The organism is Aeromicrobium alkaliterrae, assembly GCF_039529015.1.
GTDB lineage: Bacteria > Actinomycetota > Actinomycetes > Propionibacteriales > Nocardioidaceae > Aeromicrobium > Aeromicrobium alkaliterrae.
Genome location: NZ_BAAAME010000010.1, coordinates 260,667 through 272,311, shown reverse-complemented (window position 1 = coordinate 272,311; position 11,645 = coordinate 260,667). Strand labels below are relative to the sequence as shown.

Below are 11,645 nucleotides of genomic sequence, written 5' to 3'. Positions count from 1 at the left end.
ACATCAACCAGCTCTTCATCGACCTGAACGCGCAGATCGACGCGACGTTCCTGATCGTGACGCACGACATCAACACCGCGCGCACGGTGCCCGACAACATCGGCCTGCTCTACCACAAGCACCTGGCAATGTTCGGTCCCCGCGAGATGCTGCTGAGCAGCACCGAGCCGGTCGTGGCCCAGTTCCTCAACGCCCAGCGCGTCGGTCCGATCGGCATGTCCGAGGAGAAGGACGCCGACGAGCTCGCCTCCGAGTCCGGCATCGAGATGCCGCCGCTGCCCCCGATCCCGATGCAGCTCGACCCCAGCGACGGACGCCCGCGCCGTGCGCAGCGCGAGCCCGGTGGCTGGTGCCGTGAGAACGGCGTCACCCCGCCCCCCGGTTCGTTCGAGGCCGCCACCCCCGTCCCGACGGGTGGCGGTGCGTGAGCCTCTCGGCCGTCGCAGGCCCGGCGCGCGTCGCCGGAGGTCTGTTCGCATTCATGCTGGACGTGGTGGTGGCGCTGTTCCGCCGTCCGTTCCAGATGCGGGAGTTCATCCTGCAGTCGTGGTTCATCATCCGGGTCACGATCGTCCCGACCGCTCTGGTCGCCATCCCCTTCGGCGCGGTCATCGCGCTGCAGGTCGGTGGCCTCATCAAGCAGTTCGGCGCGCAGTCGTTCACCGGTTCGGCCGCGGTCCTCGCGGTCATCCGTGAGGCCGGCCCCATCGCCACCGCCCTGCTGATCGCGGGCGCCGCCGGATCGGCCATCGCGGCCGACTTCGGCTCGCGCAAGATCCGCGAGGAGCTCGACGCGATGATGGTGCTCGGCATCGACCCGATCCAGCGCCTCGTCGTGCCGCGCGTGCTCGCCTGCATGATGATCGCGCTGCTGCTCAACAGCCTGGTCAGCCTGGTCGGCGTCGCCGGCGGCTACGTGTTCAACGTGATCCTCCAGGACGGCACACCCGGTGCCTACGTCTCGTCGTTCACGGCGTTGGCGCAGCTACCGGACATCTACCAGGGCATGGTCAAGGCCGTCGTGTTCGGCTTCCTGGCCGCCATCGTCGCCTCGTACAAGGGCATGAACGCCAAGGGTGGGCCGAAGGGCGTGGGTGACGCGGTCAACGAGGCCGTCGTCATCACCTTCACCCTGCTGTTCGTGGTCAACTTCGTCATCTCCGCGCTGTACCTGCAGCTCGTCCCGCCGAAGGGGTTGTGATGTCGAACAAGACCATCGGCACGCGCATCTCGCACCTGGCCTCCAAGCCGTCGGGTGCGCTCGACGACATGGGACGCCAGATGGCGTTCTACGTGCGCGTCATCGCCAACGTCCCGCGGGCGATCAAGAACTACTCCAAGGAGATCTTCCGGCTGCTCGCCGAGGTCACCTTCGGCTCCGGCTCGCTCGCCCTCGTGGGCGGCACGGTCGGCGTCATCACCGCGATGTGCTTCTTCACGGGCACCGAGGTCGGCATCCAGGGCTACGCGGCGCTGGACCAGCTCGGCACCTCGGCGCTCTCGGGCTTCGTCTCGGCGTACTTCAACACGCGCGAGATCGCGCCGATCGTGGCGGGCATCGCGCTCGCGGCCACGGTGGGCTGCGGCTTCACGGCACAGCTCGGCGCGATGCGGATCTCCGAGGAGGTCGACGCGCTCGAGGTCATGGCCGTGCCGTCGCTGCCCTACCTTGTGACGACCCGCGTCATCGCCGGCCTCATCGCCGTCGTGCCGCTGTACATGGTCGGTCTGCTGTCGTCGTACTTCGCGACGAGGCTGACCGTGACCCAGATCTACGGTCAGAGCACCGGCACCTACGACCACTACTTCAACACGTTCCTGCCACCCGGTGACGTGCTGTGGTCGTTCGCGAAGGTCCTGATCTTCGCGGTCGTCGTGATCCTGATCCACTGCTACTACGGCTACTACGCCTCGGGCGGACCCGCCGGCGTGGGCGTGGCCGTGGGTCTGGCCGTGCGCACCTCGATCGTCGCCGTCAACGTCGTCGACCTGCTGGCCTCGATGGCCATCTGGGGCACGACCGTGACCGTCAGATTGGCAGGGTGACGTCGATGCCTCGTACTGCCACCCTCGACCGCCCGTCGATCCTCAAGGTCCTCGGCATCGGCTTCCTGGCCCTGATGCTGTTCTTCATCTGGCTGACGTTCGCGTTCTTCAACAAGACCTTCGTCAGCACCGACGACGTCACCCTGCTCACGACCAAGGCCGGCTCCCAGCTGCCGCAGAACGCCGACGTCAAGCTGCGCGGCATGATCGTCGGCGAGGTCACCGGGCAGAAGATCACCGACGACGGGGTCGAGCTGACCCTCGGCCTGAACCCGGACCTGATCGGCGACGTCCCCGCTGGCGTCACGGCGCAGATCCTGCCCAAGACGCTGTTCGGCGAGAAGTTCGTCGCCCTGATCCCGCCCGCGTCGGACACGGGCAAGTCCCTCAAGGCCGGTGACGTCATCACCAAGGCCGAGGTGCCGATCGAGCTGGAGGACGTGCTCAACAACCTGTACGGCCTGCTCGAGGCCGTCGAGCCCTCCGAGCTCTCCACGACCCTGACCGCGGTCTCCACCGCGCTCGACGGCCGCGGCGAGCAGCTGGGCGACACGCTCGTGCAGCTCAACGACTACCTGACCCAGATCAACCCCGAGATCCCGCAGGCCGTCGACGACCTGGTCAAGCTCGGCGAAGTCTCCGACGTCTACGCGGCGGCCCTGCCCGACCTGGCGCGGGTCCTGGAGAACACCGTCGTGACCGGCAACACGATCGTCGAGAAGGACGCGCAGCTCACGGCCTTCCTGGCCAGCACCACGACGCTCGCGAACACCCTGACGACGTTTTTCGCGACGAGCGGCCAGGACCTGGTCGACCTCAACGCCAACGGACGTCGCGGCCTCTACCAGGCCGGCCGGTACTCGGTCACGTTCCCGTGCTTCTTCAACGCGCTCGACACCGCGATCCCGCGGTTCGACAGCGTGCTGCGCGACAACTCGGTGCACATCAACCTCGAGATCATCAACCCGCTCGGGCAGCAGAACATGCGCGGCGGCATGCCGGGGCCGTACACCGCCGACGAGAACGCGGTCATCAACTACGACGACCTCAACTCGCCGGAGAACGAGTCGCTCGTCCAGCCGACGTGCCTGCAGCTCGACCAGCTGGCCGAGGGTGAGGACCTGTTCCCGCAGGAGAACCCGTACCCGGGTCCGGCCCGGGCCGCCGAGCTCTACCAGCTCGTCGGCGTCAAGAGCCCGCACGGCAAGTTCTTCAGCGCCGACGGCACGCCCGCCGGCAGCGCCAACCGCACCGCCGTCCCCTCGGAGTGGAACACGCTCGACATGCTCGTGACCAACAGCGTCGGCCTCGACCCGACGACGAGCTCGGACCTGGCTCCGCTGCTCCTCGGCCCCGTCTACGAGGGTTCGGAGGTGGCGGTCCGATGAACGAGCGCCAGCGAGTGAACCTTCGGGCACTTCTCATGACGGCACCGTCTACGGTTGCTCTCCTCAAGGCGGTGACGTCATGAGGCTCGATCGTGAGGCCTTCTCCGCGATGATCAAGGTGGGGCTGTTCCTGGCCTTCACCGGCATCGTGACGTACCTGCTGATGTCGATCCTGGCCAACGGCCTGTTCCGCGACGACCACCAGTACAAGGCGATCTTCACCGACGTCACGGGTGTCTCGAAGGGCGACGACGTGCGCATCGCCGGCGTCTCGGTCGGCAAGGTCACCAGCATCAAGGTGTACGAGCGCGACAAGGCGGTCGTCACCTTCGGCGTCGACGCCGACCGGCCGCTGACCCAGAACACCCACGCCACGCTGAAGTTCCGCAACCTGGTCGGCCAGCGCTACCTCGCGCTGTCGCAGGACCCCAGCGGCAGCAGCGCGGTCCTGAAGCCGGGCTCGACGATCCCGGACGCGCAGACTACGGACGCGCTGGACCTCAACGTCCTGCTCAACGGGTTCAAGCCGGTCTTCGAGGCGCTCTCGCCCGACGACACGAACCAGTTCGCCTTCGAGATCATCCAGGTGCTCCAGGGCGAGTCCGGCAGCGTGCAGAGCCTGCTCGCCACGACGGCGTCGCTGACCAACACGCTGGCCGACCGTGACCAGCTGATCGGGGACGTCATCACCAACCTCTCGACGACGCTCGACATCGTGGCCGACCGCGATGCCCAGCTCGACCAGACGATCGTGACGCTGCAGCAGTTCGTGTCGGGCCTGAACGGGGACCGCGAGGCGATCCTCGGCTCGATCGACTCGATCTCGCTGCTCGCGAACGAGACCGCGAAGTTCCTCGACGAGGGCGCTCCGGCCCTGGCCGCGGACGTCACGGCGCTCAAGGACCTGACCTCCACGCTCACCGCTGGTGACAACCTCGGCGAGCTCGAGCGCAACCTGCAGATCACGCCGATCAAGATGAAGAAGCTGAGCAACGCGGCCTCGGCCGGCAGCCAGTTCAACTTCTACGTGTGCGGCCTGAACCTGACGCTTCAGGGAACCCCGCTCAACCTGCCTGACATCGGTGGCGACCGCTGCCAGCGCGACGCGATCCCGGGAGGTGAGTGAGCATGAAGCCGTTCCGCGAACGCAACCACACGATCATCGGGATCGTCGGGTTCACCGTGATCGCCCTGATGCTGCTCGGTGCCTTCCGTGCCGACCGCCTGCCGATCATCGGCGGCGGTGACACCTACAAGGCCGAGTTCTCCGAGATCGGCGGACTCCGCTCCGGCGACGAGGTCCGCATCGCCGGTGTCCGCGTCGGCAAGGTCGACGACATCAAGCTCGACGGCGACAAGGTCATCGTGAGCTTCCGCATCACCGGCGGATCCGGCTTCGGACCCGACACCAGTGCGGCGATCCGCATCCGCACGCTGCTCGGCGCGAGCTACCTGGCGCTGACCCCGGCGGGCAAGGGTGACATGAAGGAGGACGCGACGATCCCGCTGACGCGCACGCAGGCGCCGTACGACGTCGTCCAGGCGTTCTCCGACCTCGCCACGACGACCGGGGCGATCGACACCGACCAGCTCGCGACGGCGCTGTCGACCGTCGGCGAGATCGCGGCCGGCTCGACGGCCGAGTTCGGCCAGGCGATCGTCGGTCTGTCCGACCTCTCGGCCAACCTCGCGGCGCGCGACCAGCAGATCAACGACCTGCTCACGGGCCTCGACACGGTCTCCGGGACGCTGGCGTCGCGCAACGCCGAGCTGCAGAAGCTGTTCGAGGACTCCTCGACCCTCTTCGACGCGGTCACCGCTCGCCGCGACGCGATCCACACGCTGCTGGTCTCGACCCAGCAGATCTCGACCGAGCTCACGGCGCTGGTCGACTCGACCCGCGCCGACCTCAAGCCGGCCCTCGACCAGCTCGCGACCGTCACCGACTCGCTCGTGCGCAACGAGGCCAGCCTCGACGAGCTGCTGCGCGTCTCGCCGACCTTCCTGCGCCTGTTCTCCGAGGCGCTCGGCACCGGCCCGTGGTTCGACAACTTCCTCGGGCTCGGCGGGCCGAACTTGTTCCCGACGTCGGGAGGCACCCCATGAGCTCGATCTCCTTCGCCCAGCGCCTCGCCGGCGCGAGCAAGGTCCTCGCGATCTTCGTCGTCGTGGCGCTGTTCGCCGCCGTCGTGCTGGTCTTCAACCGGGGCAGCGACGGTCGCACGATCACGGCCGACTTCACCCAGACGACGTCGCTGTACGTCGGCTCCGAGGTGCGTGTGCTCGGCGTGCCGGTCGGCAAGGTCACCAAGCTCCAGCCCAAGGGCGAGTTCATCCGCGCCACGATCGAGTACGACCGCGACGTCAAGCTGCCCGAGGACGTCAAGGCCGTCATCGTCTCGCCCGCGATCGTGGGTGACCGCTTCGTGCAGCTCGCTCCCGCCTACAGCGGGGGACAGGTGCTCGCCGACGACGCGCACCTGAACCAGGACAGCACCGCCGTCCCGGTCGAGCTCGACCAGGTCTACTCCTCGATCGACGACCTCGCGGTCGCCCTCGGTCCGGACGGCGCGAATGCCGACGGTGCCCTGAGCGACCTGGTGTCCAGCACCGCCGCCCAGCTCGACGGCCAGGGCGCCCAGCTCAACGAGACGCTCAAGAACTTCGGTCAGTTCACGACGACGCTCAGCGACAACTCCGACGAGCTGTTCGCCGGTGTCCGCCAGGTCGAGGACTTCGTCTCGATGCTCGAGGCGAACGACGCCACGGTGCGCTCGTTCAACGACAACACCGCGGCCGTCGCCGAGGTGCTGGAGGGTGAGCGCGACGACCTCGCGGCGACCCTCGCGACCCTCAGCACGGCACTGACCAGCGTGGAGTCCCTCGTCAGTGACAACCGCAGCTCGCTGCGGACCAACGTCACCAACCTGAAGTCCCTCGCGGAGGTCCTCGCGGCGCGCGAGAGCGAGCTCGGACAGTTCGCCGTGACCGCACCGACGGTCCTGTCGAACGTGACGCTGGCCTACAACCCGGTCTACGGCACGCTCGACACCCACGCCAACCTGCCCAGCTCGATCCTGAACCTGCTGACGGGGCCCGGTGGTCCCGCGCGCCTGATCTGCTCGGTGCTGGGGCAGGCTCCGGAGACCCCGGGCAGCCTGTGCAAGTCGGTCTTCGACCTGCTGGCACCGATCTTCGGCGGCCTGCCGGCCCTGCCGTCCCCGGGCGGTGAGACCGGCCTGCCGGTCGACCCGACCGCCGCGGCGCCCGACGCGCCGGCCACCACGGCTCCCGACCTCGCGAGCCTCGTGCAGAGCCTGACGGGAGCACCCCAGTGAAGCGCCCGAACCTGCGACACCTGCTGGCCGGCCTGGCCGTCGCCCTCGTGGCGTCCGGCTGCTCGTTCAGCGCCACCGACGTCCCGCTGCCCGGCGGCGCCGACGTGGGCGACAACCCCTACGAGGTCACGATCGAGTTCCGTGACGTCCTGGACCTCGTCCCGCAGAGCGCGGTGCGGGTCGACGACATCGCCGTCGGCCGCGTGAAGTCGGTCAAGCTCGAGGGCTGGACCGCCGTCGTCGTCGTGCAGCTCAACGACGACGTCGTGCTGCCGGCGAACGCGGAGGCCACGATCCGTCAGAGCAGCCTGCTCGGCGAGAAGTTCGTCTCGCTCAGCCCGCCCGCCTCCGGCGCGACGGGCAAGCTCGCCGACGGCGACGAGATCGCCCTGCCGCAGACCGGCCGCAACCCGGAGGTCGAGGAGGTGCTCGGCGCCGCGTCGCTGCTGTTCAACAACGGCGGCCTCGACAAGGTCAACACGATCGTGACCGAGCTCAACAAGGCCACGACCGGCAACGAGGCCGACATCAAGGCGCTGCTCGACAACACCACGGTGTTCCTCGGGCAGATCGACCAGAACAAGGACGCGCTGCTGACCTCGCTCGAGAAGGTCAACAACCTGGCCATCACGGCGAACAACCAGCGCTCCGCGATCGAGTCGGCCCTCGACAACCTGCCCGAGGCGTTCACGGTGCTCGACCAGCAGCGCGACGACCTCGTGACGCTCACGACGGCCCTGCAGAACCTGGGCGACACCGCGACCGGCGTCATCCAGGCCTCGCGCGAGGACACCGTGGCGAACCTGCAGGCCCTGCAGCCGCTGCTGTCCAACCTGGCGCTGGCCGGCGAGGACCTGGTCAAGAACTTCAGCACCTTCGTGTCGTTCCCGTTCCCCAACAGCGCGGTCGGCGGATCGCTGACGGCGGCCCAGCAGTACTGCCCGCGCCCGACCGACAACGTCCCGCTCGCGCAGACCCCGTCCGGGTGTGGCGGCGACTACCTGAACCTCAACGTCAACGTCGATCTCGACCTCGAGAGCCTGGTCAACATCTTCCGGTTCCTCGTGCCGCAGGGCGGCACGCCGGTCACGGGGGAGACGCAGGCCTCGACGCCGCTGAGCGACGGCACCGCGCAGCTCACCGACCTCGTGCAGATGCTCAGCGGTGGCGGAAGCGCTCCGGCTCCCGAGGCGACGCCCACGCCCGGCGCCACGGCCAGCCCCGGCGCGCCGACGACAGGGACCGGCGGCGCGGGAGGCGGCGCCGCGCCGACCTGTCTGCTCCCGGGCCTGCTGTGCCGCACGACGGTCGCACCGGCCTCGCCGGGTGACTCCGACCTGGCCGCGATGCTGCTGGACTGGAAGGCCTCCGCATGATCAGCCGTCTGACCAAGATCCAGCTCCTGCTGTTCGTCATCGTGACGGTGCTCGGCACGAGCTTCGTCGGTGCACGCTACGCGCAGATCGACCGCCTGTTCGTCGACCGCACCTTCCCGGTGACGGTCGACCTGAAGGAGTCTGGCGGCATCTTCGCGGGGGCCGAGGTCACGTACCGTGGCATCGCCGTCGGCACCGTCGAGAAGCTGACCTTCACCGAGGACGGCGTCCGGGCGACGCTCGACATCGAGAACTCCGCCCCGCGCATCTCGGCCGACGCCCAGGTCGTCGTGGCCAACAAGTCGGCGATCGGCGAGCAGTACCTCGACCTGCGCCCGCAGGGCTCGGGCTCGCCGTACCTGAAGGCGGGCTCGAAGATCACGGTCGAGAACACCCAGGTCCCGATCGACACCGCCACGCTGCTGACGAACCTCAACGGGTTCGTGGGCTCGGTCCCGACCGACGACCTCAACACCGTCGTCACCGAGCTCGGCACCGCGTTCGACGGTGCCGGCCCGGCGCTGTCGGAGATCCTGGACTCGACCTCGAACCTGGTGCAGCAGGCGCAGGACAACCTCGACGTGACCCGCAGCCTGATCCGGTCCTCCAGCACGGTGCTGCAGACCCAGGTCGACAAGGGCAGCGAGATCCAGTCGTTCGCCGCCGACCTGGCGCTGTTCACCGACACGCTGGTCACGTCCGACCCCGACCTGCGTCGCCTGATCGACGACGGATCCGGCGCGGCGCAGACCATCAACGCGGTCGTCGGCGAGAACTCGGCCGACCTCAGCTCGATCCTGGCCAACCTCCAGGGCCCGACGCGCGTCCTCGACCAGAACGTCGCCGGACTGCAGTCGCTGTTCCTGCTGTACCCGTACCTGATCCAGGGCGCGTACACCGTGGCGACGCCGACGGCCGACGGCAACTACAACGCGGCCTTCGGCAACATCCTCGGCCTGCCGGGCGGCCTGCCCGGTGGCTTCACGCTCTGCGAGGGTCCCGACAACGGCTACCGCGACATCCGACTGCCGTCGGACATCTCGGACGTCGACGCGCTCGGCCAGGAGATCTTCCGCACCGACCTCGGCTGCACCGACCCGAACCTGGTTCCCCGTGGCTCCGAGAACTCGGAGCTGTCCCGTACCGTGGTCCCGACCACGGCGACGGCGGGGAAGGGCGATCTGGAGTGGCTGCTGCTCGGAACGAACCAGTGACCGACGCCCGGGAGCCCGGGCGCGAGGCACGGGCCGGGCGTCTGCGCGCCAACCTGCCCTACCTCGTGGGCGCGATCGGCGTCGTCGCCGGGATCGTCATGGCGTTCGTCGTGCCCGCCGTGGCCGACGACGGCTGGTCGGCCGACGCGAAGGCCGCCGAGGCCGCTGCCCGTGAGTTCGTCACGACCTACAACACGTACGAGCCCGACACGCTGGACGAGTACCGCACGCGCGTCGCGGGCCTGGTGACCGACGAGTTCGACGAGGTCTTCACCGACAGCCTCGACGCCAGCGAGCAGGGCATCATCGACGCGCAGATCTCCTTCGGCGCCGTCTCGGTCACCTCGGTCGGCACGACCCAGGTCGAGGGCGACACGCTCGACGTCGTCGTGACGTTCACCTTCACGGCGTCCGCGCCGGACTCGGACCCGATCAGCGTCGCGAGCCGCGTCGTCGTCGAGGTCACCCGGTCGTCGGGCGACACCTGGCTCGTCAGTGACCTGTCCGAGATCCAGCAGGTGCAGGCCAACACGGGCGCACCTGCCGACGGCACCACCCCCGCGCCGACCCCGGAGCCCACGCCGTGAACGCGCAGCAGCCGCCTCGTCGGCGCCGGATCGCCGGCGAGAGCAAGCCGGGCCAGGACGCCGCAGCGCCGCAGGCGCGCCGCCCCACGCCGCCGCGCACCCCGAGCCGCCCAGTCGTCCCGACCCCGCAGCCCGCGCCGACCAAGCGCGAGCGCGAGGAGACCGAGAAGAAGGCCGCCGTCGCGACGCCGGTCGTGCGCCGACCGGTCTCCCGCCCGAGCCGCCGGGTCGCGAGCGAGGAGCCCACCCCGGTGGCGGTCTCGCGGACGAAGCCGGAGAGGACCACCGACGACGCCGGGCCGTCCCGCACCGGCGTCCGCCGTCTGCTCCCCGTCCTCGTCGTCCTGGTCGGTGTCGCTGCCGCGATCGCCGGTTTCCTGCAGATGCAGCGCGAGGCCCCGCTGACGCTGGCCGACGCGCGCGCCGCCGCCGACGCGGCCGGCAACGGTGTCGTCGCGATCATGGGCTACGACTACCGCGACCTCGACACGTACGAGTCCGAAGCGCGCGCGGCCATGACCGACGGCTACGCCAGCTCCGAGTTCGACGACATCATCGACACGCTGCGCAGCGAGGCGGAGGCCGGCCAGGCCCAGGTCGAGGTCACGGTGCACGCCGCCGCGACCGAGACGTGCCGCGGGGAGTGCCCCGCCGGTGAGGCGTCGGTGCTGGTCGTGGTCGACAAGATCACGCTGACGACGAACCTCCAGGCACCGTCGGTGACGTCGCAGCGCCTGCGCGTCGAGATGGTGCAGGACGAGGACGACGACTGGCTCGTCGACTCGATCACGTACCTCGGCGCCTGAGTCCCGCGACCTCCCGCATCTGCCGCCGAAACAGGGTACGGTGTCGGCGAGAAGTGCAATAACCGTTGGAATGGCAGGCCAAGGCGCATAGAGTGCTGCATCACGGCTCCGATGTCAAGCATTCCGCTTGCGTTCGGTGGAAGTTGCGAGTTACACTGATCTTTCGCGCTCGCCTTGCCATGCCCGCTTCCGGTTGGAGCAGCCCTTGACGGGGTTGGTTTGTCGTGCGCACCGAGCCATCCGCCTGCGAGCCTTCGGAAGGACTTCTCTTGGCCGCCACGCGCTCTTCCGCCCAGAAGAAGACAGCATCGTCCACCCACGCGAACACCCGTCGCCTCTCCTTCGCCAAGATCTCGGAGCCTCTCGAGGTTCCCGAGCTCCTGGCCCTCCAGACCGAGAGCTTTGCCTGGCTCATCGGTGACGACTCCTGGCAGGCCCGCGTCGCCGCGAGCCTCGAGGCGGGTCGCACCGACGTGTCCACCAAGAGCGGCCTCGAGGAGATCTTCGAGGAGATCAGTCCCATCGAGGACTTCTCCGAGACGATGAGCCTGTCGTTCCGTGACCACCGCTTCGAGCCCCCGAAGTACTCGGTGGAGGACTGCAAGGACCGCGACGTCACGTACGCCGCGCCGCTGTTCGTCACCGCCGAGTTCATGAACAACGAGACCGGCGAGATCAAGAGCCAGACCGTCTTCATGGGCGAGTTCCCGCTCATGACCGACAAGGGCACCTTCATCATCAACGGCACCGAGCGTGTCGTCGTCAGCCAGCTCGTCCGCTCGCCGGGCGTCTACTTCGAGCGCACGCCCGACAAGACGTCCGACAAGGACATCTACACCGCGCGCGTCATCCCGTCGCGCGGCGCCTGGCTCGAGTTCGAGATCGACAAG

Annotated in this window: 10 protein-coding genes and 2 pseudogenes; all 12 read left to right on the top strand. The window is 68.8% G+C overall.

Features of this window, described 5'->3' with window-relative positions; genetic code table 11:
- Nucleotides 1–428: pseudogene (locus ABD127_RS18540) on the top strand (ABC transporter ATP-binding protein); the annotation flags it as partial.
- Nucleotides 425–1,201, top strand: a complete 777-nt coding sequence (locus tag ABD127_RS18535) for an MlaE family ABC transporter permease (RefSeq protein WP_425545842.1) — start codon at nucleotides 425–427, stop codon at nucleotides 1,199–1,201. The pseudogene ABD127_RS18540 and the gene ABD127_RS18535, both read left to right, overlap by 4 nt.
- Nucleotides 1,201–2,046: an MlaE family ABC transporter permease gene (locus ABD127_RS18530; protein ID WP_344204240.1), complete on the top strand. Its 846-nt coding sequence runs from the start codon at nucleotides 1,201–1,203 to the stop codon at nucleotides 2,044–2,046. The genes ABD127_RS18535 and ABD127_RS18530 overlap by 1 nt, the downstream gene beginning before the upstream one ends.
- Nucleotides 2,047–2,051: 5 nt before the next feature.
- Entirely contained in the window at nucleotides 2,052–3,434 is a 1,383-nt protein-coding gene (locus tag ABD127_RS18525; RefSeq protein WP_344204237.1) for an MCE family protein, read from the top strand.
- Between the two features lie 79 nt (nucleotides 3,435–3,513).
- Nucleotides 3,514–4,560 (top strand): MCE family protein, encoded by a 1,047-nt coding sequence (locus ABD127_RS18520; RefSeq protein ID WP_344204235.1) that lies wholly within the window; start codon nucleotides 3,514–3,516, stop codon nucleotides 4,558–4,560.
- A gap of 2 nt (nucleotides 4,561–4,562) precedes the next feature.
- The gene (locus tag ABD127_RS18515) at nucleotides 4,563–5,540 is read left to right on the top strand and encodes an MCE family protein (RefSeq protein WP_344204233.1); all 978 of its coding nucleotides are present in this window, start codon (nucleotides 4,563–4,565) and stop codon (nucleotides 5,538–5,540) included.
- Nucleotides 5,537–6,772, top strand: a complete 1,236-nt coding sequence (locus ABD127_RS18510; protein ID WP_344204230.1) for an MCE family protein — start codon at nucleotides 5,537–5,539, stop codon at nucleotides 6,770–6,772. Before ABD127_RS18515 ends, ABD127_RS18510 begins: the two co-directional genes overlap by 4 nt.
- A complete protein-coding gene (locus tag ABD127_RS18505; protein ID WP_344204227.1) occupies nucleotides 6,769–8,148 on the top strand; it encodes an MCE family protein in 1,380 nt (459 codons plus the stop codon). Before ABD127_RS18510 ends, ABD127_RS18505 begins: the two co-directional genes overlap by 4 nt.
- The gene (locus ABD127_RS18500) at nucleotides 8,145–9,362 is read left to right on the top strand and encodes an MCE family protein (protein ID WP_344204224.1); all 1,218 of its coding nucleotides are present in this window, start codon (nucleotides 8,145–8,147) and stop codon (nucleotides 9,360–9,362) included. Before ABD127_RS18505 ends, ABD127_RS18500 begins: the two co-directional genes overlap by 4 nt.
- Nucleotides 9,359–9,949 carry a hypothetical protein gene (locus ABD127_RS18495; RefSeq protein ID WP_344204221.1) on the top strand — a complete coding sequence of 197 codons (591 nt, stop codon included), beginning with the start codon at nucleotides 9,359–9,361 and terminating at the stop codon, nucleotides 9,947–9,949. Before ABD127_RS18500 ends, ABD127_RS18495 begins: the two co-directional genes overlap by 4 nt.
- Complete coding sequence (locus tag ABD127_RS18490) at nucleotides 9,946–10,755, top strand: hypothetical protein (protein WP_344204218.1); 810 nt, start codon at nucleotides 9,946–9,948, stop codon at nucleotides 10,753–10,755. Before ABD127_RS18495 ends, ABD127_RS18490 begins: the two co-directional genes overlap by 4 nt.
- A 350-nt stretch (nucleotides 10,756–11,105) precedes the next feature.
- A pseudogene (locus ABD127_RS18485) lies at nucleotides 11,106–11,645 on the top strand (DNA-directed RNA polymerase subunit beta); the annotation flags it as partial.